Raw genomic sequence first — 25,837 nt, 5'->3', positions numbered from 1 at the left:
GGCAGCAACGCAGAAAAAAGAAGAGGGGTGCAGAAGCGCCCCTCAAAAAATCACGACAAAAAACACTATTGGGTTTGCTAGCCGACCCTTCCGGCGAGCACACAGTGCGAGTCGGGAAGTATGACTCCCTTGTCACTCACGGGGAATGTGCGAAAACACAGATTCCAGATGCACCACTAACGCAACTGCGCGGGGGCCCCGCTTAAGAATTAGCGGTGTGAGCCGCTTTCTCTTGCTTACTTCTCTTTGCGGCGGCAAAGAGAAGTAAGTGCCGCCCCGCAGAGGGGCGACACTAATAAACCAATAAGAAATCAAGGAAAGGCCAAACACCAAAGAATCCAGATCAAGAAAAAATCAAAACCCTCATACAGCAACCCGCTCCACATCACCCCTCAGCGCAACTTCAAAAAACCGCCCTTGGGCCTCAACATTAACCCGCGCATAAGCCCGATTAACCCCACTAATCACAGCCCGAATAGAAGCTGTCACCAGATTGGCATCGATGCCAACCCCAAACGCGCTCCCGGCCACATCAGCCCCAGCCATCTCGGCAACAGCCACAGCGCGAGCATCCGCACCTTGAGTCAAAGCCCGCTCTTCATAGTGCTGAATGCGAACAGGCACACCAATAGCATGCATCAACGCATCAAGCGGCCCATTCCCTTCACCGTTCAAGACGCGCCGCGAGCCATTAATCTCGACAGTGAGCTTGATATGTTCACGCCCGTTGCGTTCAGACAGACTATGTCCAACGTAGTGAATCGGCGCAGCACTGTGCACATACTCCTGCTGGAACAACTCCCAGATCTGCGAAGGCGTCACTTCCTGACCACTAGCGTCAGTAAGCCGCTGCACAGCAGAGCTGAAATCGACCTGCAAGCGCCGCGGCAAGACCACGCCATAGCTCTGCTCGAGCAAATAAGCAATCCCACCCTTACCGGACTGGCTATTCACGCGAATGACGGAATCATAAGTCCGCCCGAGATCGCTCGGATCAATCGGCATATAAGGCACTTCCCAGACCGCATCCGGTTTCTGAACAGCAAACCCCTTCTTGATCGCGTCCTGATGCGAGCCGGAGAAAGCTGTGAACACCAGATCGCCGACATACGGATGACGCGGATGCACCGGCAACTGCGTGCATTCTTCAGCGGTACGCGCGACTTCATTGATATTCGAAAAGTCGAGTTCAGGATCGACACCCTGCGTATACAGATTCAACGCAAGCGTCACGAGATCGACATTGCCGGTACGTTCGCCATTGCCGAACAGGCACCCTTCGATACGATCTGCTCCCGCCATCACCGCCAGTTCCGCAGCAGCCACGGCAGTGCCGCGATCGTTATGCGGATGCACCGAAACGATCAACGAATCGCGACGCGCGAGATTGCGATGCATCCATTCGATCTGGTCTGCGTAGACATTCGGCGTGGCCATTTCAACGGTAGCGGGCAGGTTGACGATTGCTTTGTGTTCGGGCGTCGGTTGCCAGATGTCGAACACGGCGTCGCACACTTCCTTGGCGAATTCGAGTTCGGTGCCGCTGAATACTTCCGGGCTGTATTGCAGCGTGAAGTGCGTTTCCGTCGCGGCGTCAGCGAGACGTTTCATCGTACGCGCGGCGTTTTGCGCGAGTTCTTTCACACCGCTCTTTTCGAGGCCGAACACGATGCGGCGGAATTCCGGCGCAGTGGCGTTGTACAGATGGACGATGGCACGCGGTGCACCACGCAAGGATTCGAAGGTGCGTTCGATCAGGTCGTCGCGAGCTTGTGTCAATACTTCGATCGTGACGTCGTCGGGGATATGGCCGCCTTCGATCAGCTCACGCACGAAATTGAAGTCGGTCTGCGAGGCAGACGGAAATGCGACTTCGATTTCCTTGAAGCCGATCTGCACCAGCGTCTTGAACATGCGCATCTTGCGTTGCGCGTTCATCGGCTCGAACAGCGCCTGATTGCCGTCACGCAGGTCGGTACTCATCCAGATCGGCGCGCGCGTGATGGTGCGCGACGGCCACTGGCGGTCCGTCAAATTGATGGGCTTGAACGAGTGATATTTGGTAGCAGGGTTCTTCAACATTTTCATCATCCTTGGGATCGATCAACCTGGGTGTCGACCGGACGACGAAAACGTAAAGCATGGCCGCCGGTCGGAAACCGGGGCTGGGTCAGTTACTGGGGAATTGAGCGGTGCTTCGGGTGTATCAGATGGAAGCGCGCAGCAGCAGACCTAGCCCGGTAGAGCGGGCTAGTAGTAGCGATAGGGTGGTCTGGGCGCGATACATGGTGTGCAATAGGAACATATTATCAGGACGGCGTCAAGCGCACTGCGGTGAAGAACGTGCCGACCGGAGGCTTATTCCGGCCCTGAGGCGCTGCGACCCGGGCCGGTCATGCCTGTCACCTGGGTTTCACGAAACGCAACGTCATGCGATCCGATTCACCGATCGCCGCGTATTTCGTCCGGTCGACGTCGTGGCCTTCATAGGTGGGCGGCAGAGACCACACGCCGTGCGGATAGTTTTTCGTGTCGCGAGGATTGCTGTTCACCTCGCTTTGGCCGGCCAATTCGAAACCTGCGGCGCGCGCGTGTTCGATGACATAGGCTTGGGTCACATAGCCGGTGTCGATGATCTGTTGCAGGGAGGTGCCTGGCGCCGCGCGATGCTCCTCGACACCGAGGATGCCACCGGGCTTCAGTGCCGCGTAAAAGGCGCGCAGGTTGGCGTCGATCTGGCCGTCCTTGATCCAGTTGTGGATATTGCGGAAGGTGAGCACCTCGTCGACGCTGCCATCGGCCGGAAAGCCGCTGAACTGGCCCGCGCGCAGCGTGCCGACCACCACATTGCCATAGACCGCGGGCGTGGCCGCCAGCTTGCGCGCGAAAGGCGCCCGGCCAGCCTGCTCCTCTGCCGCCGACGCAGCCTCCGGGCTTTCATATTGCGCCTCGTACAGCTTGCCGTGGTCGTGCAGATAGGGCGCGAGTATTTCCGTGTACCAGCCGCCGCCGGGCGCGATCTCCAACACGGTTTGCGACGGCGCCACTTCGAAGAATTTCAGCGTTTCCTTCGGATGGCGATAGACGTCGCGTGCGCGGTTCTTGTCGCTGCGCTGCGGCCCGGAAATTGCGGCGTCGAGCGCGGCAGAATCAGCCGCGATGGAAGTGGTCGATGCCGTCGGGGCGGCGCAGGCGGCCAGCAGCAGCGCCGCGCTTAGCGCCGCGAACGTGGAACGCAGCGCGCGGGCTTGGGGAGTGGGGTGCGTGTTCATGGCACCCATTATCGGCCGCGATCCGCCTGGAAAGAAATCGCCAATCGCCATAACGATATGCGACTGCGGTATTTGCCGTGTCCCGGGGGATTGGGTCACCTCACGGTGCGCGCCTGTTTCCGGCGCGACTACCCGCGACTGGATTGCTGGCTCGGCCTCTGGCTCACATACCGAACACGATCCGCAGCGTATCGTTCTGCACGATCACGGAGATGCCGATTACCAGCAGGATCAACGGTAGCAGCGCAGTACCGTAGCGCCGGATCGGCGCGCCCAGCAGAGGATGCTCCACCAGCCACACCGCGCCCGCGCACCACAGCCCGATCATCACGACGAACACCAGCGAGATAAACATACCCTCGCTGTGCGAATGACTTGCGTACAAGGGCACGTAGACGGCGAGATTATCCGAGCCGTTGGCGACCGCCACGCACGCGACTGTCCACCATGACGAGCGTGTGACGGCCGCAGTCGATGTGCCCGGTGCATTCGTGTGCGCGGTGCCCTGCGCTTCTTTGTCCTGATCCGCGTTGGCGGGGCGAAAGCGTGTCCATGCTTTGCTCAGGCCCACGCCGATTGGCAGAATGCCGAGCAAACCGACATAGCCGGCGGGTAACCGCGTCAACAACGCGGCAAGCAGAATCGACCCCACGATCAAGGCCAGCGAACCGGCAAACTGCCCGGCGATCACCCGACGCCGCTGGCCGCGCGCCTCCGCAAGGAAGGCGAGCAGCACGAAAAGATTGTCGATATTGGTGGCGGCGTAAGCCGCGACGGCGAACAGGGCAAGGCTGAACATGCGGGAAAGCCGGTCAATGCACAGTGGGGAAGCGGATCTGCACCCGTGAAGCGGGCCCAGTTGAAGAGGCGGCAGCGCATAGGCGGCATGGCGGCCGGTCAACACGATGCCGATGCGAGGCGTTGCGGTCAAGCCGTCTTTTTGTCTTGTGCTATCTATGCGCCCTGCGGTTCAGTATGTTCACGCTCATATACGGTGCCGTGCCGTGCCGTGCCGTGCCGTGCCGTGCCGTGCCGTGCCGTGCCGTGCCGTGCCGTGCCGTCCCGTCCCGTCCCGTCCCGTCCCCGTTCTGTGCCTATGCCACCCCCATGAGAGCCACGGTGCCGATCCGTCAGCCCGTAAGCTACAATTGCCGACAGCTTGAAAAACGGAACATCAATGAAGATTCGGATTCTCCCTATCGTCTGCATCACGACCGCTGCCGCGCTGCTGGCGGCCTGCACGGCCGTCTACAAGAACTCGGATGCATGCGAGCAGTTGATGCGAAGCAAGCTGGCTGAAACGTCGCCGGATACGCTGAAAGTCGCTCATAAGGGTGTCGGTATCGACGGCTCGCGGGTGGTCGTCGAAGGTTCGATCGAGCATGTGGTGACGGCTTCGGAGGCCGCGGCAGCTTCCGCCGCGCAACTCGCGAATGCGCCCCGCCCGGCTTCGGGCGTGCGCGCGGCGTCGGCGGTATCGGCGGCCGCTCCGGCTTCAGGCGTTGCGGAAGCCTCCGGCGTGACGGCTGGCGTGGCTTCTGTTGCTACGGCCGCCTCCGCAAGCGTTGCTGCGTCAGGGGGCGAAGCGGCTTCGCTCAAATCGGCCAAGCCGAAGAAGACCAGCACGGCGGCCGCTGCTGAATGCACGTTTCATGGTTCGGCGCTGAGCGCATTCAGCTGGTTGGCGCCGGCCAAGCTCGCCACGCCGGCCAGCGGCGCTGCCAGCGAAGTCGTGGAGTAAAACCCGCGTTCCCAGCGGGTGCAGCCGGCTTTCGCCCGCGTCTCGTCAATCGCGAACCTCAAGCCGCCCCGTCCGCGTGGCGGCTTTTGTTTTCGCGTATCAATTTCAGCACGCTTTCACCGAACGCCTGCGGCCGCCCTTCAAAGCAGCGTTGCACCGCCTGCGTATCGATCAGGCGTTGCCGCAGCGCGGTGCGCTCGTCGTGCTGGTCGATCATTCGGACGGCCGCAGCGATATAAGCCTCGATGCTGTCCGTGGTGGTCCACGACGGCATGTCTACGCGCTCGAACAGCGCGCCGTCGATCTGTTCGAATACTTCCGGCCCGCGTTTGCATACACCGGGCAAGCCGAGCGTCAATGCATCGACGATACCGTTGGTATTACCGAACGGAAACGGGCTGAGGAACAGGTCAGACTGGTTGACGCGCGCCAGATACGCGGCGTAGTCGTGAAAGTCGTGCACGACGGCGCCCGGCACCGCACGCGTGACGACGTCGCGCAGTCGGTAGAGCGGTAGACCCAACGGCACACCGGTCATGAAATGAAATTCAACGGGTGTCGCGGCACGCTCGCCGATCGCGCGGCAAGCATCGAGAAAACCAGGATTGAGCTTCATCGCGCTGGCGGTGATGACAATCTGCAGCGTTTCGCGCGACGGGGGAATCTGCGCGACAATGTCAGGCAGCGCGACGGACGCCCGATACGGTTGCCCGTCTCTCGGCAGCTTCATCAGGCATTCGCTGAAGCAGGCCGGGTCGCCGACATAATCTTCCTCGACGCTGATGTAGTCGATCTTGTCTGAGTGCGTGGTGGCGGGGTGCCCGAGCGCCGCGATCTGCAACGGCGCGATGCGCAGATTGGACATGAACACCGTCAGCACGAACATGCCGACGCTCGGCATGTACAACACGTCCGGCTGCTCGGCCTCGGCAAAGTCGCGAATGGTCTTCATGCACTCGCCGATGTAGTCCGGCTGCTCCAGTTCGATGAAACGGTCGAAGATGTTCCGCCCCACTTCGTCCACGGCGTAACCGAAGCCGAAGCCCACCACCTCGAAATGTTCGCGCGCAGCTTCGAGCGTACGCGAATGCGTTCGGTAGATCGAATGGGCGCCGCTGAACCACTCAAGCACGACCACCATCAAGGGCTTCCTGCCGCGCCGTGGTTTGCCTCTGGCAGGCGTGCGCTTTGGCGTGGGCAGGTCGGTCAGGCCGAGTTGTTCGAGCTTGCGGCGCACCAGCACATTGATGTCCTGCTTGATCGCATGCCGGCGCGGTGTGTCGGCATAGCTGCAGAACATATAGGCGTTGTGCAGCACGGCCGACGGCAGATCGTCGAGGTCGTCGATTTGCTGCAGCTTGCCGGGCAGCCACTCCAGTAACGCCTCGCGCTTGCCGTGCGCGTTTGCCGAGCCCTTGAAGACAGGCGCCAGCAAGGTGAGGGCGAGACAGGCGGCGATGGTTTTGTCGTACGCCCAGAGCGCGGCAAAGTCGAGTTCCAGTTCGGATTCAGTCGAATAGAGCACGCAGAGTTTTTCAACGAAAGTGTCGCCGGGCAGAAACTGTGTGTCCGCGGGGCCGCGAGGATTCAGGTGCAGGGTGACGTGGTCGGTATTGCCGAACGCTGTGGTCGAGAACAGTATGCCGATCCATTCATGCAGCGTGAAGAACAGTCTGGAACACGCGGGGATGGGCTGAAAATCCGGGTTGGCGAACAACGTTGACGCTGCGCTCGCCAGGCGCGTGCAGAAACGCTGACGTTGTTCGTAGGGAGACAGATTGACCATGCCGGAGGCTTCGAAGCTGCCGTCCAGCTCGCCACGATTATGTTGAAGCAGCGCCAGCGCGGCGACAAGCTGGACTGAAGCTTGCGGGTGTTGTTGCGTATAGACGAGTTGCTCGAAGTGGTCGAGCGAAAAGGTGAATTCCATTAGTTGACTATTTTAAGATATGCATGACTAACTATATTGAAGGGAAGTTAGCCGGGGCGCCGATTATCGCAGTCAGGGCGTATCAAATAATCCCGGGATAGGAGTTTGGGAATTTTCTGTGCGGGAGAATCTGATCGGTTCGTGGGATTTATTCTGTTTTGGCGCGGTAGAACGAGATGACGGGGAGTCTGTTCGGACACTCAATCGACCCCGCCCAACTCAGTTGTCTGCGCCAGGCGGGTCCCGACATCGAGCACTCGGGATGCATCTCAGAACGCGTAATACGGACCCGGCCCGGCCGATGTTGCGCGCGACGCGATCGCCGTGTAGACCCGCCGCCCGAAAAAGAACGGCAGACCCCAGCCGAAGCTGTTGCTGGCCATGCCGGCCAGGTTGTTGAAGGCATTATTCGACGATGCGAACAGCGCGGTCGAATTGCCGATCGCAAACGATACCGTGGTCGACGCGCCATCGGTACCCACGATCGAGGCGCTCGCCGTTTGCGTCGAACCCGGGCAGTACCAGTAACCGCATTGCGGTAACTGGCTATTGCTGAAGAACAGGCCGTTCGAGCCGCTGTCGAGGTAACTTTGCGCATAAGTCTGGCCGGCGCTGCGGGTGGCCACATACCCTGTGACCTGATTCGCCTTGACAACACTTGCGCCGCCGAGCGTGTTGTTCGCCTGCGTGCCGATGCCGAAAATCATCGAGCCTGACACACTGACCGCGCCGGCGTCGGCGATCGCCGGCAGGTCGATTACCACGCCGTTGTTGTCGAGCGCGAAGCTGCTGACCGGATTGGTCACCTGCAGCGCAAGCGCTTGTGTGCTCGCGAGGCAGGTGCCGCCGGCGTTGCAACTGTAATACCAGCGCGGCAGCGCGGCATTGACGCAGCCGCTGCCGCAGTCGGCCGCGAACAGGCCGACGCCGAGAATGCCGTTGGCGCGAAGGCTCGATAGGGTCAGCATCGCCGGGCCTGCGCCCGCACAGTCGGTGGGTACGTTGGGCAGGGAGGGGTCGGAGATCACCTGGATTGGAATGGCTGCGGCTAACTGACCGGCCATGCGCACATCCGCACTGCGCACCGCGCCCCAGGCGTAGCCGCCGCCAAATACCGCGCACTCGCCGGTGACGCCGCTGCCCGAACCTACCGCCGCCAGCGTGAGGCTGGCCGGCAGCGCGGACGCGAGAATTCGCAAGCCATGCGAGCCGGTGTCGACCTGAATATTGTTGATCGTCGCGCAGTTGCTGGTGCCAGTCTGGCAGACGGTGACACTCGTCGTCAGCATGTTGCGGGTCAGGCCCGGCGCTGCGGCGACTGTGATCGGCTGAACGTTCGGCGTGCTCGACTGTGGCACGGAGGTGGCTGTGCTGGAAACGGCGGCCCCGGACGGCGCGCTGGCTCCTGACGGGCTTGACGCGTTCGGGCTGCTGGCCGGGTTGGCAGCCGCTGCCTGTGAAGAGCCGGCGGTGCCGCCACCGCCGCCGCAACCGGCGAGTGCCGCGCAGACGAGGAGCAGGGCATGGAGACGAGAAGAGGGTTTCATGATGTCGAGGGCAATCGCCGAGGCGTTTTTTTATTGGTTTGAGCGCGTCAGTGGAAATCGTCGGCTGTGACGCCGGACGGCAAGGCCGAAGGCAGCCAGGCGCGCCCTGCATAGCCGCGCATCGGGCCACCGGATTCCACGATTACATCCGGGCGAACTACCCGCGAGGCATGCAGGTTGCCGTCCGGCACCGCCGCTGCGGCCCCGGTTTTGTAGGAGTCGGCGTACTTCCCCAGCAGCGCGCGCAGGTCCGGCATGGTCGGACCTTGCCAGGTGTAAGCGATGATCTGGCCAGTATTCGTCGCGTACTCGTTGATGGTGGTATTGCCCGCGTCGGTCAGCGTGCGCAGGCGTAAGGCGCCGTTCAGCAGGGTTTGGGACGCAGCGGCTATCGAATTCGCCTGGGTCGGCATCGTGCCGCCCAATTCGGCACGCGCGTCGGCGCCGGTACATAGCACGGTAATCACCATTGCCGGGACGGCGAGGGCAGGTAAGAAAGAAGAATTTGGCATGGCAACCCGTCTCGCAGTTGGAGCGCTCAATCTTTTATTGAGATGTCCAATTCAAGATAACACCCGGGTTTCCTGATCCTTGTCAGGAGCGGCGCGCGGCGCTTGAGGTAATCTCGAAAATAGCGTGTGACAAGAGTGGAAAGTGTCTTTTAAAACAATGATCTGACGACTGGCCAGGACATGTCTGACAGGTGACTGGGAAGTGTTGTGAACTGTTAAATCTGCGGCTGGTGGAGATGATCGCCGCCAGCGAAGCGGGGTGCTTTTCTGCAGCGCGAAGCTCTCGCTGCGCGACGATTCATCGGTGTCCAGGCCACTTGTCGCAACCCGCGTTTTTGTGGGCCGAGCGCCGCTCAATTCGCGGGCAAACCCGGGTTTTTGCACATGTCGCGCTGGGATCGGTAAAATGTTGGGTTGATCCACGGAAACTTGCCGTGGCGTAGCGGAAGGATTCCCTGAACATGACTGATCTTCGTCTTACCAAGCGGTTTGCAGTAATGCTGATGGCAGGCGGTCTGGTCGCCGGCTGCGGCACGTCGTCGCCGACCAAAATTGACTACAAAAGCGACTCGAAATCGAAGCAGGTGTCGCTTGCCGTACCGCCGAACATGATCGATGAGACGTCCGATCAGCGTTCGTTGCCCCCGCAAGGCGGCGAAACCTCGCTGTCCACGCTCAAGCAGGTCCAGGCGCAAGCACCGGCTACCAGCACTCTGACGGTGGTGCCACAGGTCACCGGCATGCATATTCAGCGCGACGGCACGGAAAGCTGGCTCGTGATCGACAACAAGGCGCCTGACCAGGCCTGGCCGCAAATTCGCCGTTTCTGGCAGGAGCAGGGCTTCCTGCTGGTGGTCGACCAGCGCGACAAGGGCGTGATGGAAACGGACTGGAACGAAACGCACGCGCAGATCAACGACGGCCTGATCCGCGACACGCTGTCCAAGGCAATGGGCAACAGCTATGTGAGTTCTGAGCGCAACAAGTACCGCACGCGTCTCGAAACGGCGCCGAACGGCGGCACTTATGTGTTCATCAGCCAGAAGGGCATGCGCGAGGCGATCACCGGCACGAACAACGATTCGACCAGGTGGGAAGCCAAGCCGAACGATCCGGGCCTCGAACAGGAATATCTGAAGCGGCTGATGGCAGCGCTGGCGCTGACCGATTCACGCACGAAGTCGGCTGATACGCAGAGCGCCGAGTTGTCGCCGGCGGGTACGCAAACGGCGCCGAACGCGGCTACAGCGGGTGCGAAGTCGGCGGCTGCGGCCACGGCGGCGCAAAACGTGGCACTGTCGGCGCAACCGCCCATGCCGGATGACGCGGCGAACAGCACGGCGGCACAGTTCTCGTCCACCGAACTCACCCTCGGCGAGCCGTATGACCGTGCATGGCTGCGCGTGGGCCTCGCACTCGACCGCAGTAACTTCACTGTCGACGATCGCGATGCGAGCCGCGGTTTGTACTTCGTGCGCTACGTCGATCCGAAGGATATGACCTCGGCGGAGCAAGGCTTCTGGAGCCAGGTGTTCCACGGCAAGAAGGAAAAGGTCGCCAAGCAGTATCTTGTGAACGTGCGCGCGGTGACGCCTAACCAGACCCGTGTGGCAGTCGTCGACGACAAGGGCGCTATCGATCAGAGCCCGCAGGCCAAGCAGATCATGGGTCTGATGGTCGACCAGTTGCACTGAACGAAGTCGTAGCACGCAGCGAACGCTGTCTGAAAACCCGCCCGGAGTGCAGCCCGGGCGGGTTTTTTTATGTCCGTTTCATCTTTCGCGCCGCGAGTCGTCAGATCGCCGGCGTGGCGCGCACGCGTTTTGCTTCTGTCTGGAACACCGGTATAAACCGGCGCTCAACGGGAGATGGCCATGTTCGACGTGATTCCTTACTGGATGTGGGCGGCGAGCTTGCTCGTCCTGGCACTTGTATGCGGTGCGGCCTTGTCGCCGCGCGAGACGCGGCGGCCGGCGGTCGTGCGTGTCCGGCATACGGCTGCACACCGCACGAAATGGCCGATGTCCTGATGTTCGGCCTCGCTTCAAACGCAAGAAGCGAGGCATAGCGGCCGCCCCGTGCGGCCGCATGTTACGTGACGTTACCCCGGTGACGTAACCCGCCGAACCCTCTCCGCCAACCTCCCTTGCATGTTTTCATCGCAAAACAATCCAATAACAATCAATGGTTTGCGAACAATTTCTTGTGAATCTCTATAACTGGCACGCAAGCTGCTTTTATAGACTCATGGGGCCGGATTCGTAACATCCGCCGTGAGCTTGCGGCGCTTCTCGAATCGGCGATTTCCCAACCCTTTCAGTACCGGCGAACGAACCGGTGCTTAGCCCGATGATGGCCTGCGCGCGTGGCGCGCGGCCTCGGTGGCCCCGTCGCCTATCCTCGTAGGGCGACGGTTTCGCCCGCACTCCAATGGAGTGCGGGCTATTTTTTTGGGTGCTCGGGATGGATTGCGAGGCGGCCGCCGACGCGGCGACCGGTGCATGACGGGAAATGGCGACGCTGAAGAAGGCGTCGCTCGAAGGGGTGTTCCGTGTCGGCGCGATTCTCGTCAGGGCGAGAACCGGACTGCGCCGGACGTATTGCGCGAGGCGGTTTTCAGGTGTCGGCGCGGCGCGGGCCGCTCCAGGGCAGACGTTTGATCACGCCGGTGGCCAGCGCGGTGCCGACGAGAATCACACCGCAGCCTTCCAGCATGCCCGGCGACACGGTTTCGCTGAGAAATAACGCGCCCCACAGAATGCCGAAGATCGGAATCACGAAGGTCACCGTAATCGCGCGTGCCGGCCCGACCACTGCGATCAGGTGGAAGAACAGCATGTACGCGACGCCGGTACATGCGACACCCAGTGCGAAGACCGCGCCCCAGGCGTGCAGCGAGATCGGCGCAGCCGGCCAGTAGATTGCGGCGAGCGGCAGCAGCACGATGGTGGCGCCGGTCATCGTACCGGTCGCGACGGTCAATGCGTCGACGCCGGTCAGGTGGCGCTTTGTGTAATTGGCGGCGATGCCGTAAAGCAGCGTGGCGCCGAGCGCGGCTGCTGCTGCGAGCGCGGTGCTCAACGGCGTGGCGGCCGAACCGTTCGGCGCGGCGATCTGATCCCACACCAGCATCAGTACGCCGAGAAAGCCGATCACGAGACCGAGCGTGCGCAGCGCGCTCAGGCGGTCACGCAGCCAGAGAAAACCGACGAGGGCGCCCCACAGCGGTGTGCTGGCATTGATGACAGAGGTCACGCCTGCCGACAGCGTCAGCTCGGCATAGGCGAACAGGCAGAACGGCGCCGCCGAATTCAGGATGCCGACCACCAGCAGCGGAAAGGCGCGTGTGCGCAGGATCGTCGCGGACTGACGCAATGGCCGCCGCGCGACCAGTACGACTGCAAGGAAGATCGCGCCGATGCCGACCCGCAACGCCATCAGCGGCGCGACGCCGAAGTCGGCCACGCCGACACGTATAAACAGAAACGAGGCGCCCCATAGGGCGGCCAGGATCAGCAACTGCAACAGGTTCTTGGTATTCATTGTCTTGGCGCCGCGCGCGGTTGAGTCGAGACGCCTGCGCATCGTAGCAGCGCGATCGCGTGAAACGTTTCAGGCTGGAATGAAACGGCAAGATTCGCGGGATGAAAGGCGCCTGATAGTCATCATCGTAAGCGCAGCCGAGCTGGGCGCGAAACGAGCAATTCTCACGCTAATGTGAGAAAAATTGCGATGAGATTAGCGCGACCTCGGGGCGGGTCGAATGCATGCTGTCAAAAAAGCGGACGTGCCCGAAAGAGCACGTCCGCCGATTCACCCATTCAGTTGTCCACTAGCTAAGCGGATCCATCGCGCAAGCCACCGTCCCAGGGAAGTGGCAAGCGCACACCGTTACAGCCGCGATCAGGCAAACCTCAGTGCGGAATCATCCCCTGCAGGAAGTTTTGCTGCAGCCATACCAGCACGCCGAGGATCACTGTCAACAGAATCGAATGCTTGAAGGTTTTGGCGAATACGACGCCTTCCTTGCCCTTGAGTTCGGTCGTCGCCACGCCGGTCGAGATGTTTTGCGGCGAGATCATCTTGCCCATCACGCCACCTGACGAATTGGTTGCTGCCATCAGGATCGGGTTCAGGTTCAGCTGATGGGCCGCCACCACCTGCAGGTTGCCGAATAGCGCATTGCCCGAGGTATCGCTGCCGGACAGGAACACCGCGACCCAGCCGAGGAACGCCGATACCAGCGGAAAGAACGGTCCGACCGACGCAGCCCCGAGCCCGAGTGTGTAGGTGAGCCCGGAGTAGTTCATCAGATACGCGAGCGCGACGATGGTCGCCACCGTCAGAATGGCGATGCGCGTCTGGATCCACGTGTCGACAATGGCCTTGCCAAATTCGCGCACACCCAGACCCGTCACGAACGAAGTAATGATGGCGGCGACCAGAATTGCCGTGCCGGTGGCAAGCGGCTGGAAGTCCCACACCGCGCCGTATGGCGTGTTGTACAGGGTGATGTACACGGCTTTGTCGAGGCCCGGCCATGGCACCTTGACATCGCCGATCAGGAAAATTTTGGCGATGGTCCAGACGATCACCACCGCCGAGACGATGATCCACGGATACCAGCCCTGGCCGCCGCTGATCTTGCCGCGCACCTCGCCCACGCGATCGATGTTGATCGCGAACTTTGGGTCGACGGCGGGCTTCCATACACGCAGGAACGCGATCGTCAGGATCAGTGACACCATCGACGACAACACGTCGGTCAGGCTGTAGTTCACGTAGTTCGATGCGACGAACTGCGTCAGCGCGAAGCTGGCGCCCGACACCAGCAGTACCGGCCACACGCGCAGCATGTTACGAAAACCCGCATACACGCCGATCACGTAGAACGGCAGCAGCAAGGCGAAAAACGGCAACTGCCGTCCGACCATCTTGGCGAGCGTGTCGGCAGGCAGGTGCGTGACCGCGCCGAGCACCGTGATCGGTACGCCTAGCGCGCCGAACGCGACCGGCGCGGTATTGAAGATCAGCGTAAAGGTGAGCGCTTCGAGGGTGGGGAAACCGAGCAGGATCAGCAGCGAACTGGTGATCGCGACCGGCGTGCCGAAGCCGGAAATCCCTTCGAGCAGTGCGCCGAACGAAAAACCTATCACGACCAGCACGACGCGCCGGTCGTTCGGCAGGTTGTCGATCATCCACATACGGAAGGCCGCGAAGCGGCCCGAGCGTTGCGAGATGTTGTAAAGCAGGATCGCCGCGAACACGATCCACATCACCGGCCAGCAGGCGAAGACCGCACCGTTGGCCACCGAAGTGAGCGCGAGTCCGACCGGGAACTGCCATACGAAAATCGCCACGATCAGGCCGACGATCAGCCCCGCGAGCGAGGCCTGCCAGGCAGGCCGGCGTGCCCAGCCAAGCAGTAGCAGGACGACGATGATCGGCAGCGCGGCAACCAGGAACGACGGCAATAGCGCATTGCCGACGGGGGTGAGTAGTTGGTGAAACATCACGTCTCCTTCGTTGTTGTTTGAACTCGACGCGGGACTACGCACTACGGGCGCGTCGCTGTGGCAGGACGGACGGGCGTCGGCGGCGGGTGCAGGACGCGCCGGGTCGCTTATTTAAACGGGTACTGCGTGTGACTTCCCCAAGCATAGAGCCCGGATGTTGGCCGTCAAGAAGGGAAACTACGGGAGAAGGCGGGAATCGGTGAAAGCGCCGCGTTGTGCGGGCTGGACTGCGCGCGGCACGATGCGTGCGCAGGGAGCCCAGGAAGGCTCGCCATACACACGCTTCGCATAAGGGTCAGTGGGGGAAGCCAGGTCGGCAAGACTCAGTGATAGTGCCCGTGGCCACCCCATCCACCGCGGCCGCCGCCCCAATAGCCGCCGAAACCGAAGCCGATCGAGACCGACGGGCCATACCAGCCTGGGTATCCGTAATAAGCCGGATAGACCGGCGGCGGATAGTAAGCGGGATAGGCGGGATAGGGGGGAGCAACGTATACAGGCGGCTGGGCGACCGCGTAGGAGGGCGGTTGGGATTGCGCATTGGCCCGCGCCTGCTGCGCGGCTTGAGCCTGTTGTTGTTGCGAGGTTGCCGAATCGCCGGCAGTTCCGACGGCTACTTCCCGCTGAACGTCGGTGGGCGGGACGGTGCCGTAGGCGTAGTAAGGGTAGTAGCCCGGATAGTAGCCGTAAGGGTAATAGCAGCCGGATAGCGTCAGCATGCAGGCCGCGCCGGCAAGCGCGATTCCGGTTCGGGAAAGACGGGGTAAGCCGCGCGGCAGCCGCTGGCTGATTGTGCAAAGAGAATCGATGACGCGGGACTTCATGACGCGCTCCTGTTTACCATCGGACGCCGCCATCCGGGGCGTAATGGCCTGAGCTTACGCCGCTGTAGCGCCAACACGATTGCAAAACCGTAACGGCTTATTTCACCCCATTGCAAAGCATTTTTCGCAGCCATCGGCACGCATCCAGATGCACAGGCATGTGTCAGCAGACTGTCTATGTCGTGATCGCATGCTTACACTCTGTCGGCATGTGGCGTGCCGGCTTGCGCAGAAATGCAAAAGCCCGCCAGGGGCGGGCTTCTGTGCTGCAATGCAATGAGGCAGAAGGTTCGAATAGCGGGCGTGCACGTCTGCGCCCGCGATCCGTAACTTACTGCCGCTGATAAATCTCAGCGCCTTTCTTCATGAACTCGATCGACTTCACTTCCATGCCTTTCTTCAACGCGTCGTCGTCGGAGAGGCCTTGTTGCGCAGCGAATTCGCGCACGTCCTGCGTGATCTTCATCGAGCAGAAGTGCGGGCCGCACATCGAACAGAAGTGCGCGACCTTGGCAGAATCCTTCGGCAGGGTTTCGTCGTGGAATTCGCGTGCCTTGTCCGGGTCGAGACCGAGATTGAACTGGTCTTCCCAACGGAATTCGAAACGCGCCTTCGACAACGCATTGTCACGCACCTGCGCGCCCGGATGGCCCTTTGCCAGATCGGCGGCGTGCGCGGCGAGCTTATACGTAATGATGCCGGTCTTGACGTCGTCCTTGTTCGGAAGTCCAAGGTGTTCCTTCGGCGTGACGTAGCAGAGCATTGCCGTGCCGAACCAGCCGATCATCGCAGCGCCGATGCCCGAGGTGATGTGGTCGTAGCCCGGCGCGATGTCGGTCGTCAACGGTCCCAGCGTGTAGAACGGTGCTTCGTCACACCATTCCAGTTGCAGGTCCATGTTTTCCTTGATCAACTGCATTGGCACGTGGCCGGGGCCTTCGATCATGGTCTGCACGTCGTGCTTCCATGCGATCTGCGTGAGTTCGCCGAGCGTTTTCAGTTCGCCGAGTTGCGCTTCGTCGTTCGCGTCGTAGATCGAGCCGGGGCGCAAGCCGTCGCCGAGCGAGAAGGCCACGTCATACGCCTTCATGATTTCGCAGATGTCTTCGAAGTGCTCGTACAGGAAGCTTTCCTTGTGGTGAGCGAGGCACCACTTCGCCATGATCGAGCCGCCGCGCGAGACGATACCCGTCATGCGCCTGGCCGTCAGCGGCACATATTGCAGACGCACGCCCGCGTGGATCGTGAAGTAGTCGACACCTTGCTCGGCCTGCTCAATCAGCGTGTCGCGGAAGATTTCCCACGTCAGGTCTTCGGCCTTGCCGTTGACCTTTTCCAAAGCCTGGTAAATCGGCACCGTGCCGATCGGCACCGGTGAATTGCGGATGATCCACTCACGCGTTTCGTGAATGTGCTTGCCGGTGGAGAGATCCATCACCGTGTCGCCGCCCCAGCGGATCGCCCACGTCATCTTGTCGACTTCTTCGCCAATCGACGAGGTCACCGCCGAGTTGCCGATGTTCGCATTCACCTTCACGAGGAAGTTACGGCCGATGATCATCGGCTCGCTTTCCGGGTGATTGATGTTGTTCGGGATGATCGCGCGGCCACGTGCGACTTCTTCACGCACGAATTCCGCAGTGATTTCCTTCAGGCCGTCGGGACCGAATGCGCTCGCGCCGAACGCCTGGCCCGGATGCTGGCGGCCCATCATGGCCGCGAGCTTTTCGCCGTTCGGGCCGCTCGTCCTCAGGGTTTCCAGATACGCGGCGCGTTGCTGGTTCTCGCGAATCGCGATGTATTCCATTTCCGGCGTGACGATGCCCTGACGCGCGTAGTGCATCTGCGAGACGTTCTTGCCGGCGACTGCGCGGCGCGGCGTGCGATGCAGGCCCTGGAAGCGCAGTTCGGCGGTTGCCGTGTCGGCGGCGCGTTCACGGCTGAAATCGCTCGACAGACCTGTCAGCGCTTCGGTGTCGCCGCGCTCTTCGATCCAGGCTTGACGCAGCGCCGGCAGACCCGCGCGGATGTCGATCTGCGCTTGCGGATCGGAATAGGGGCCCGACGTATCGTAGACGAAGACCGGCGGATTCTTCTCGCCGCCGAAGCTATCCGGCGTGTCGGACTGCGAGATTTCGCGCATCGGCACACGGATATCGGCTCGCGAGCCGGTCACGTAGACCTTGCGGGAATTCGGCAGCGGGGCGACAGCGGCGGCATCGACGTGAGCGTCGGCGGAAAGAAACTTCGGATTGGCGTTCATGCGTATCTCCTCGCAAAGCAATGTGGGCCGCTAAGCAGGAGACGAGATGGAAGTTGTCGGAAATCGCGAGAGATGAAACGGTAGACCAGGTGCGAAATCCGTACGCTTCCCTGCGCTGGCATTATCCAGATCAGGTTCAAAGGGTATTTCTCACCCACGCAACACGGACCTCCAACCTCCGCGCTACGCAGGACCCCCGCGTTAGCAGCGCACACGATACACCGCCCGGGCGGTGCTTGGCAACCCGTCTTGAAAAAGTCAGATGTCGGAGATAACGCCGGTCAGCCACGCACTATTCTTATTGTGATAGGGCTGCCGGGGATGGTGCGGCGCAGCGGTTCTGCGTCGCGAGTGCGCCTGGCTTACAGCGTGAAATCGTCGGCGGCTTCCGGCTGAAACAGGATCTTTTCGAGCTTCAGGACTTTCTCCGTGCCGCTCGGCGGCGTGAAGCGGATGCGTTCGCCGCGTTTGGCGCCGAGCAAGGCGAGGCCGACCGGTGAGAACACGTTCAGGCGGCCGTGCGCGAAGTCCGCATCGGGCGGATAGACGACCGTCCAGGTCATCTGCTCGCCGTTGGTTTCGTCGACCAGCGTGGCTTGCGAATTCATTGTGAGGACGTTCGCGGGAATGTCGCGCGATTCGACGATTACGGCGCGTTCCAGGACGTCGTCGAGCATGTCTTGCAGTTTGGCGTCGGCGCCGGGCGCGGCCGCGTGTTTTTCAAGACGGGCGACGTCGAGCTCGGTGAGGTAGCAGGTTTTCGTCTTTTTCATGACGGGTTCTCCAATTGATCTGCATAAGGGCATTGCGTGCGAATGAGATCAGCCCGGAGCCCGACGACGTGGCTCCGGTTATGGAGGAAGCAACGTCAGATCGGGCGCCGGGCGGCGAGAAGCGGGAGCGTTCGGGACGGCTGGCCGGCATGAGGCGCTGCGATGTCCGCGCGCGCGCAACCGGTTGCGCGGCGGGGGCGCAAGCGGGTGAGGGCACGGGAGAACGGAGGACGCATGGGATAGCTGGCAGGGAGCGAAAAGTATTGGGGTAAGCGCCGGAAAGAAGACTTGATCGACGCAATCGAAAGGGGAATGTTAGCACGGGCCGGGCGTCTCCTTAATCGCCGCTGAGAGGTGCCGTGTGCGCAGGGTGCGGCGCGTCTATTTCGCACCGGGTCGTTCAAGGCCGCCGCGGCGCTGCCGTTAATCCGCCTGTAGGGGCGGCCGTTGCCCAGCCGGACGACCGGCGGTGGGTGGCGCGTCAATGGCGTGATGCGGATCGAGACGGCTTTAAGGAGATGGGCTCATGAAAACGGGACTAGTGCGGTTTGGGGCGCTCGGCGCGGTCGCGGCGATGGCGGCGCTGGTTGCATCGCCAATGCCGGCGGTGGCGGCGAGTAATGGAACGATTAGTTTTTCGGGAGCGATCGTAGCGCCGCAACTGGCGATTTCGGCGGCCCCGGCTCCGGCCGGGGCACGCGTCGATGCTACCGGCGGGCGGCTCGCGCAAACGGGTTCGGCGGTCACGCTAACCTTTAGCGCTGCGCCGGGCGTGGCGACGGGTGCCGATGTCGCACTTCAGGTGAACAACGGTGCGACGGCGCGTGATGCGGTGGCCGGACGTTTTGTCGATAGCGGTGGCCGTGTGTCTCGCGCTGCCAGTGATGGGCACTACTGGGTTGGCCGCGATGGCGGGGTGTTGTCGCTTGCACCGAAGAATGCAGCGCTGGATACCCGGGTGACGGTTGTCGTTAGTTACGATTGAGGCGTCTTCGCGGGGCAGCGGTGTATTGAGGCAGTTTGCCCTCAAGCGTACAGACACGCCGCGCCTTGCGGGCGTATACAGCATGGAACGGTCGCGACCGCAGTTGAACAACCCCAAAAAAAATCAGAACTGGCTGTCATAAGCGGGCTCGTGGATCGACAAACGTGCAGATCCTGAAGAGAGCACGCCATGCAAACCGCCCGAACCCGCCGAGCCAACCGGCATGTCACCTGCGCAATCGCGCTAGCCGTCGCGCTGACAACGCTGTCAGCCAGCGGCCTCGCCACCGCCGCCGGTGCCGTATGCGCGTCGCACAGTCCATCCCACCGCGTAGCGCTGGTGGAGCTCTACAGCAGCGAAGGCTGCAACAGTTGCCCGCCCGCGGACAACTGGCTGAGCCAGTGGAAAAACAGCGGGGCAACCCAAAGCATCGTGCCATTGGCTCTGCACGTGGATTACTGGAATAGCCTTGGCTGGACCGACCGCTTTTCGCAGCATCGCTTTACCGAACGCCAGCAAACCCTCACGGACCTCGCCGGCGGCCACACGATCTACACACCCGAGATTTTCGTATCCGGCCGCGAGCTACGCAGCTGGTCGCAGCGCGACAGTTTCCAGAGCCGCATCGGCAAGGTTGTCGCCGAACCGGCGCAGGCGAACGTGGCGCTCGAACTGAAACCGCAGGCGAAGGGCGCCTTCAATGTTGATGCGCAATTCACCAGCAAGGCGGCAGACACAACAGGCCAGCTGAATGCCTACGTCGCGGTCTACCAGAACGCGTTGAACTCGCAGGTCAGAGCCGGGGAAAACAGCGGTGCGACGCTGCATCACGAACGCGTCGTGCGGCAATGGATTGGCCCCGTGCCACTTGTTGCCGGTAACGCGCAAATCCGCCGCGATATCCGCATCGACGATGCCGATGCCAACGCCCCGGCTGACAACTTTGGCGTAGTCGCGTTCGTCGAAAACGCGGCGACCGGCGACGTGCTGCAAGTGGGCGAACTGGCCGCCTGCAATTGATCGCACAACGCCCCTCAAGTTCCCCTATTTCACCGGAGATTCTCATGGCAACGCCTCATGCTCTCAGCGAAACCGCTCCGCCCGTTATACCGAAGAGCGGCACGATTCATCCGGTGTGGGTGCGCGTCACGCATTGGCTCAATGCACTTGCAGCCATCCTGATGATGCTGTCCGGCTGGCGCATCTATGACGCGTCGCCGATCTTCAAAGGTTTTACGTTTCCCACGACGATCACGCTCGGCGGCTGGCTTGGCGGCGCGCTGCAATGGCACTTCGCGGCGATGTGGCTGCTGGTTTTCAACGGTCTGCTGTATCTCGCGCTGAACCTGGCGAGCGGGCGTTTCGTGAGCAAGTTCCTGCCGGTCTCGCCGCGCGCCGTGCTGCACGACTTCGTCGCCGCACTGACTGGCAAGCTCTCGCACGCCGATCTGCGTGTCTACAACGCAGTGCAGAAATTCGCTTACCTGTTTGTCGTCTGCGATCTGATCGCGCTGGTGCTTTCGGGTCTCGCGATCTGGAAATCGGTGCAGTTTCCGCTGCTGCGCGAGCTGATGGGCGGCTATGACAATGCGCGCATCGTCCACTTCTGCGCCATGTCGCTGATGGCTGCGTTCATCGTCGTGCATCTGGCGATGGTGGCGCTCGTGCCGCGTTCGCTGCTGGCCATGCTGCGCGGACGCTAAGTCGCGGGTTCATGGATACGCACAGCTTAAGGACATCGAATCATGACCAAGCCCGATACAAAACCTGATCGAAAGCTCGCCCCTATGGCTGGCAACAAGCTCGACCGCGAATCGATCCTGATCGACGCCCGGCGCGAACTCGCGATGCCGTCGCGGCGCCTGTTCGGCAAACGGCTTCTGACGCTCGGCGGCCTGTCGATGCTGACAGGCTGCTCGCTCACCGACAACGATTCGGTCAACGCATTCCTGAGCGCCGTGTCGCGCCTGAATGACCGGGCGCAAGCCGCACTGTTCGATCCGAAGCAACTCGCGCCGACCTACACCGAAGCGCAGATTACGCGGCCATTTCCGTTTAACGCGTTCTACGGTATCGACGACGTCCCCGAGGTCGACGCCTCCGATTACAAGCTGAAGATCAGCGGTCTCGTGACCGGTCAGCGTGCCTGGACCTTGCCCGAGTTGTATGCGCTGCCGCATGCCGAGCAGATCACGCGGCATATCTGCGTGGAAGGGTGGAGCGCGATCGGCCGCTGGGGCGGCACGCCGTTTGCCGATTTCCTGCGGCGTATCGGCGCAGACACGAGCGCGAAGTACGTCGGTTTCAAATGCGCCGACGACTACTACGAAAGCATCGACATGCCGACCGCGCTGCATCCGCAAACGCTGCTCACGTTTTCCTATGACGGCGAACGTCTGCCCGCGAAATACGGCTTTCCAATGAAGCTGCGCATGCCGACCAAGCTCGGCTACAAGAATCCGAAACACATCGTCGAGATGTTCGTCACCAACACGTTCCCCGGCGGCTATTGGGTCGACCAGGGCTACAACTGGTTCGGAGGCTCCTGACGCACGGGTCGGCGCGTGCAGGACCCAGCGCGCGACCCCGGGCGGCAGAAGCTTCGGAAGTACCCCGGCACAAGCTGGAAGCCGGTTCATAGTTATCCATAACGAAACGGAGTTATCCCATGAAAAAGTTCGCAATCGCAGCAATGGCCGTCGCTCTCCTGACCAGCGGCGGTGCCGCGTTCGCTCAGGCAAGCGGCGCAATGTCCAACGATTCGATGTCCAAGGACACGATGTCGAAGGATTCGATGTCCAAAGACACCATGTCGAAGGACAGCATGAAGAAGGACACGATGAAGCACGACAAGATGAAAAAGAGCGGCGACGCAATGGGCATGAAGCACGAAGCCTCGGGCGCGATGGCCAACTAGGCGTTGCCGGCGATGCCGGTTGCATAGCTTCAGCGCCGGTGTCACGGGCGGCTCAAAAGCCGGGGATACGTCCCCGGCTTTTCTGTTGCAAGTACGCAAAAAAGTTACGATTCTTTCAGGCGACGCGGTGGGCGCTTACTGCATAATGCGATGCGCGCCAAACTTTGGGCGCGTGTCAGCCGTGGATCGATTTTTATCGACCGCCGCGGCGTTGTGGCCCCATTGGCCATCTATCGTCTTTCTGTTCCACCAACATGTCCGCCAGCCTCGCCCGTCAGACCGCATCGCCGATGCGGTATCCGCCATCCCGACACCGGGTTTTCAGCGGGGGCGCAGCACCTCGAGCGGCATGGGCGGGTTGAACGCATGTCGCCGCAACTCCCCAGCCGTTTTCCGCGTGGTTTTCCGATCCGTTTGCCGCAGTCCCGCAATGGACAGATCGCGCTCGCGCTCGCCGTCGTTTATCTCGTGTGGGGTTCGACCTATCTCGCCGTGCACGTCGCGCTCGGTTCGTTTCCGCCGCTGTTGCTCTCGGGGCTGCGCAATCTGTTTGCCGGCATAGGGCTCTTCGTCTTCGCGGCGCGCCGCAATCCAGTCTGGCCGAGCGCCGGTGAAATCCGGAACGCAGGCCTTGTCGGCACGATGCTGGTCGGCTTATCGAGCGGCATGCTGGCCTATGGCATGCGCACCGTCGGCACCGGCACTGCGGCCGTGATGGTCGCAACTGTGCCGCTGTTCGCGACGGTGATCGCGGCGGTGGCGGGGCGCAAGATCGGCAGGGGCGAGTGGTTCGCGGTGGGCCTCGGGCTGGTGGGCATCGCGATCCTGAGTCACGGCGACAGCGCGCCGGGATCAGCCGGCGGCAGCCTGGCGATCCTGTGCGGTGCGCTTTTCTGGGCGGGTGGCGCGCATCTGGCCGGCCGGCTGAAACTGCCGTCGGACCTGTTTCTATCGACGTCGTTGCAGATTGGCCTCGGCGGCGCGATGTCGACGCTGGTCGCCTGGGTATCGGGTGAGCGGATGATGGAGGTGCATTTTCTGCCGGTGCTGGCCTTCGTCTACCTGATGCTGATCGGGACGATGGCCGCCTATGTTGCGTACGGTTTTCTGATCCGGCATACGAGTCCGATCATCGCCAGCAGTTGCATGTACGTGAATCCGGTAGTCGCGGTGGCGCTCGGCGCGTTGTTGCTCGGCGAGCCGGTCACGCATTCGACGGTGATCGCGACCTGCGTGATTCTGGCCAGCGTGGGGCTGTCTTTCTGGCTCGATTACCGGAAGAAGGGTCTCGTCTGAGGCGGGTCAAAGCGCCGCCGCCACTTCCGCGCCTTCGCGAATTGCGCGTTTCGCATCCAGTTCGGTTGCCACCTTTGCACCGCCGATCACGTGATAGCGCGGACCATTCGCGCCATTCGAACCTTTAACGCTGTTCGCGCTGCCGGTCCCATTCGCACCGGTTGCCCCAGCCGCAACCCGGGCCGTCGCCTCCGGATGCAGATCGCGCAACGATTCCTGCCCAGCGCACACGACGATCGTGTCCACCTCGAGCCATTCTTCGACACCTTCGCGCGCAATCTTCAAGCCGCGCTCGCCGATCTCCAGATACGACACGCCGTCGAGCATCTTCACACCGTTTCTCGCCAGCGTCGCGCGATGCACCCAGCCCGAGGTTTTGCCAAGCCCCATGCCGAGCTTGCCCGCTTTGCGCTGCAGCAACCAGATCTCGCGGAATGGGCGCGCCAGCGCTGGCGCTTTCAAACCGCCGCGTTCCCGCACAGTGAGATCGACGCCCCATTCGTCGAGCCATGCGTCGCGCGGCATCGGTAGCGGATCGCCAGAACGATGCAGCAAAAACTCGCTGACGTCGAAGCCGATGCCGCCCGCACCGATCACCGCGACGCGTCTTCCCACCGGCGCACCGCGCAGCACGTCCACATAAGAGAGTACGTTAGCCCCGTCGATACCCGCGATCGCAGGGCTCCGTGGCACGATGCCGGTGGCGATGATCACATCGTCGTAACCACCTGCTGCGAGCAGCGCCGGATCGACGCGCGTATCGAGCCGCACGTCGACGCGATGGCGCTGCAACTGGCTCTGAAAATAGCGGATCGTTTCGCTGAATTCTTCCTTACCCGGTACGCGCATCGCCAGGTTGAACTGACCGCCGATGGTTGCGCTCGCATCGAATAATGTCACGCGATGTCCGCGCGACGCCGCGACGGTCGCCGCGGAAAGTCCCGCCGGCCCCGCACCGACTACCGCAACCGAACGCGCCGCCTGCGGGCTTGAAACCGGCAAGTAGATCAACTCGGTCTCGCGTCCCGCACGCGGATTCACGAGACAACTCGCGCGCTGGTTCTTGAACGTGTGATCGAGGCAGGCCTGATTGCAGGCGATACAGGTGTTGATTTCGTGCGCGCGTCCCTCGGCGGTCTTCAGCACGAACTCGGCGTCGGCGAGCAATGGCCTCGCCATTGAAACCAGATCACCCGCTCCCTGAGCGAGCAGTTCTTCCGCGACCTCGGGCGTATTGATGCGGTTCGACACGATCACAGGTACCCTGACCGCGTCTTTCAGACGTGCGCTCAGCGCTGCGAAGGCCGCACGCGGCACCGAGGTCACGATGGTCGGCACCCGTGCTTCATGCCAGCCGATTCCCGTGTTGAACATCGTTACGCCGGCGGCCTCGAGCGCCTGGGCGACCTGCACGGTTTCCTCCCAGGTGTTGCCGCCTTCGACCAGATCGATCAGCGAGAGGCGGTACACCACGACAAAGCGTTCGCCGCACGCCGCGCGCACGTGCTCGACAATTTCCCGCGCGAGCCGCATGCGGTTCTCGATGCTGCCGCCATAGCGGTCGCTACGATGGTTCGTGCGTGGACACAGGAACTGGTTGAGCAGATAGCCTTCGCTGCCCATGATCTCGATGCCGTCATACCCGGCGCGCTGGGCGAGGCGCGCACAGCGCGCATAGTCGCGCACCGTCCGCGCAATACCGGCTTCGGTGAGTGCGCGCGGTTTGAACTTCGAGATCGGCGATTTGAGCGCCGACGCCGACACGACGAACGGCTGGTACCCATAGCGGCCCGCATGCAGGATCTGCAACGCGATCTTGCCGCCTTCGGCATGCACGGCCTCGGTCAGCAAGCGGTGATTGCGCAGATCGAACACCGAATTCAGCGTGCCGCCGAAGGGTAGCAACCAGCCTTGCCGGTTCGGCGAAATTCCGCCCGTGATGATCAGGCCGACGCCGCCTTTGGCGCGCTCGCGGAAATACGCGGCCAGTTTCGGGTAATTCCAGAAACGGTCCTCCATGCCGGTGTGCATCGAACCCATCACCACGCGGTTGCGTAAGCGGGTGAAGCCGAGGTCGAGTTCGGCGAGTAAGTGTTGGTAAGACATGCAGGGGGCCGTGTAAGTATTGGGTGCGCACGAACAATACACCGCTCACCGATCCAATCTTCCGAGGAAAAATTCTAATCCGCGCAACTCATTGCTCCGTAAGACATTCATCAGGTGCCAGAAGCCGTATGGAGCCCTGCGGCACGCGCATTGCT

The 25,837-nt window shown here is 61.9% G+C and carries 21 protein-coding genes and 1 riboswitch; of the genes, 9 read left to right on the top strand and 12 right to left on the bottom strand.

What is annotated here, in order from left to right:
* Window positions 1–363: 363 nt before the first annotated feature.
* The 3 genes from leuA to PQR40_RS04755 form a co-directional block, all read right to left on the bottom strand.
* Entirely contained in the window at window positions 364–2,082 is a 1,719-nt protein-coding gene (gene leuA / locus PQR40_RS04765; protein ID WP_408508523.1) for a 2-isopropylmalate synthase, read from the bottom strand.
* A 320-nt stretch (window positions 2,083–2,402) separates the two neighbouring features.
* The gene (locus PQR40_RS04760) at window positions 2,403–3,281 is read right to left on the bottom strand and encodes a class I SAM-dependent methyltransferase (protein WP_408228924.1); all 879 of its coding nucleotides are present in this window, start codon (window positions 3,279–3,281) and stop codon (window positions 2,403–2,405) included.
* Between the two features lie 154 nt (window positions 3,282–3,435).
* On the bottom strand, window positions 3,436–4,071 hold the full coding sequence (locus PQR40_RS04755) for a cadmium resistance transporter (RefSeq protein WP_408508522.1): 636 nt from the start codon (window positions 4,069–4,071) through the stop codon (window positions 3,436–3,438).
* Window positions 4,072–4,449: 378 nt separating this feature from the next.
* On the opposite strand from PQR40_RS04755, the gene PQR40_RS04750 reads away from it, so the two are divergent.
* A complete protein-coding gene (locus tag PQR40_RS04750; protein WP_408333490.1) occupies window positions 4,450–5,013 on the top strand; it encodes a hypothetical protein in 564 nt (187 codons plus the stop codon).
* A 58-nt stretch (window positions 5,014–5,071) separates the two neighbouring features.
* Here the strand turns inward: PQR40_RS04750 and PQR40_RS04745 are convergent, their stop codons facing one another.
* From PQR40_RS04745 to PQR40_RS04735, 3 genes are all read right to left on the bottom strand, one after another.
* Window positions 5,072–6,943: a glycosyl transferase family 1 gene (locus PQR40_RS04745; RefSeq protein WP_408508521.1), complete on the bottom strand. Its 1,872-nt coding sequence runs from the start codon at window positions 6,941–6,943 to the stop codon at window positions 5,072–5,074.
* A 269-nt stretch (window positions 6,944–7,212) separates the two neighbouring features.
* Window positions 7,213–8,490, bottom strand: a complete 1,278-nt coding sequence (locus tag PQR40_RS04740; RefSeq protein ID WP_408391589.1) for a DUF3443 domain-containing protein — start codon at window positions 8,488–8,490, stop codon at window positions 7,213–7,215.
* 47 nt (window positions 8,491–8,537) lie between these two features.
* A complete protein-coding gene (locus tag PQR40_RS04735; protein WP_408391591.1) occupies window positions 8,538–9,002 on the bottom strand; it encodes a DUF2844 domain-containing protein in 465 nt (154 codons plus the stop codon).
* A 461-nt stretch (window positions 9,003–9,463) separates the two neighbouring features.
* Here PQR40_RS04735 and PQR40_RS04730 point away from each other — a divergent pair, with 461 nt between their 5' ends.
* Both PQR40_RS04730 and PQR40_RS04725 read left to right on the top strand, forming a co-directional pair.
* On the top strand, window positions 9,464–10,696 hold the full coding sequence (locus PQR40_RS04730) for an outer membrane protein assembly factor BamC (protein ID WP_408228942.1): 1,233 nt from the start codon (window positions 9,464–9,466) through the stop codon (window positions 10,694–10,696).
* Between the two features lie 180 nt (window positions 10,697–10,876).
* Window positions 10,877–11,032 (top strand): hypothetical protein, encoded by a 156-nt coding sequence (locus tag PQR40_RS04725; RefSeq protein WP_408228945.1) that lies wholly within the window; start codon window positions 10,877–10,879, stop codon window positions 11,030–11,032.
* Window positions 11,033–11,618: 586 nt separating this feature from the next.
* Here PQR40_RS04725 and PQR40_RS04720 read toward each other — a convergent pair.
* The 5 genes from PQR40_RS04720 to PQR40_RS04700 all read right to left on the bottom strand — a co-directional run bounded on the left by PQR40_RS04720 (window position 11,619) and on the right by PQR40_RS04700 (window position 18,378).
* Window positions 11,619–12,545, bottom strand: coding sequence for a DMT family transporter (locus PQR40_RS04720; RefSeq protein ID WP_408391593.1), 927 nt, complete (start codon window positions 12,543–12,545; stop codon window positions 11,619–11,621).
* A gap of 371 nt (window positions 12,546–12,916) precedes the next feature.
* Window positions 12,917–14,515 carry an L-lactate permease gene (locus PQR40_RS04715; protein ID WP_408508520.1) on the bottom strand — a complete coding sequence of 533 codons (1,599 nt, stop codon included), beginning with the start codon at window positions 14,513–14,515 and terminating at the stop codon, window positions 12,917–12,919.
* A 326-nt stretch (window positions 14,516–14,841) separates the two neighbouring features.
* Window positions 14,842–15,342, bottom strand: coding sequence for a hypothetical protein (locus PQR40_RS04710; protein WP_408228954.1), 501 nt, complete (start codon window positions 15,340–15,342; stop codon window positions 14,842–14,844).
* A 331-nt stretch (window positions 15,343–15,673) separates the two neighbouring features.
* Window positions 15,674–17,605 carry a phosphomethylpyrimidine synthase ThiC gene (gene thiC, locus PQR40_RS04705; RefSeq protein WP_408508519.1) on the bottom strand — a complete coding sequence of 644 codons (1,932 nt, stop codon included), beginning with the start codon at window positions 17,603–17,605 and terminating at the stop codon, window positions 15,674–15,676.
* 89 nt (window positions 17,606–17,694) lie between these two features.
* Window positions 17,695–17,813: riboswitch (TPP riboswitch) on the bottom strand.
* 154 nt (window positions 17,814–17,967) lie between these two features.
* Complete coding sequence (locus PQR40_RS04700; protein WP_408228960.1) at window positions 17,968–18,378, bottom strand: GreA/GreB family elongation factor; 411 nt, start codon at window positions 18,376–18,378, stop codon at window positions 17,968–17,970.
* A gap of 526 nt (window positions 18,379–18,904) precedes the next feature.
* Here PQR40_RS04700 and PQR40_RS04695 point away from each other — a divergent pair.
* From PQR40_RS04695 to PQR40_RS04670, 6 genes are all read left to right on the top strand, one after another.
* Complete coding sequence (locus PQR40_RS04695) at window positions 18,905–19,363, top strand: hypothetical protein (protein ID WP_408508518.1); 459 nt, start codon at window positions 18,905–18,907, stop codon at window positions 19,361–19,363.
* A gap of 189 nt (window positions 19,364–19,552) precedes the next feature.
* Window positions 19,553–20,383, top strand: coding sequence for a DUF1223 domain-containing protein (locus PQR40_RS04690; protein ID WP_408228966.1), 831 nt, complete (start codon window positions 19,553–19,555; stop codon window positions 20,381–20,383).
* Window positions 20,384–20,427: 44 nt separating this feature from the next.
* Entirely contained in the window at window positions 20,428–21,066 is a 639-nt protein-coding gene (locus PQR40_RS04685) for a cytochrome b/b6 domain-containing protein (protein WP_408228969.1), read from the top strand.
* Between the two features lie 42 nt (window positions 21,067–21,108).
* Window positions 21,109–21,912: a molybdopterin-dependent oxidoreductase gene (locus tag PQR40_RS04680; RefSeq protein WP_408228972.1), complete on the top strand. Its 804-nt coding sequence runs from the start codon at window positions 21,109–21,111 to the stop codon at window positions 21,910–21,912.
* A 119-nt stretch (window positions 21,913–22,031) separates the two neighbouring features.
* Window positions 22,032–22,280 (top strand): pentapeptide MXKDX repeat protein, encoded by a 249-nt coding sequence (locus PQR40_RS04675; protein ID WP_408228975.1) that lies wholly within the window; start codon window positions 22,032–22,034, stop codon window positions 22,278–22,280.
* Between the two features lie 366 nt (window positions 22,281–22,646).
* Window positions 22,647–23,576 (top strand): EamA family transporter, encoded by a 930-nt coding sequence (locus PQR40_RS04670; RefSeq protein WP_408333479.1) that lies wholly within the window; start codon window positions 22,647–22,649, stop codon window positions 23,574–23,576.
* 6 nt (window positions 23,577–23,582) lie between these two features.
* Here the strand turns inward: PQR40_RS04670 and PQR40_RS04665 are convergent, their stop codons facing one another.
* Window positions 23,583–25,682 (bottom strand): oxidoreductase, encoded by a 2,100-nt coding sequence (locus tag PQR40_RS04665; protein WP_408508517.1) that lies wholly within the window; start codon window positions 25,680–25,682, stop codon window positions 23,583–23,585.
* Window positions 25,683–25,837: the final 155 nt, after the last annotated feature.

It is taken from the genome of Paraburkholderia sediminicola (assembly GCF_046026855.1).
GTDB classification, from domain to species: domain Bacteria; phylum Pseudomonadota; class Gammaproteobacteria; order Burkholderiales; family Burkholderiaceae; genus Paraburkholderia; species Paraburkholderia sediminicola_A.
This window is presented reverse-complemented; position numbering and strand designations above follow the sequence as displayed.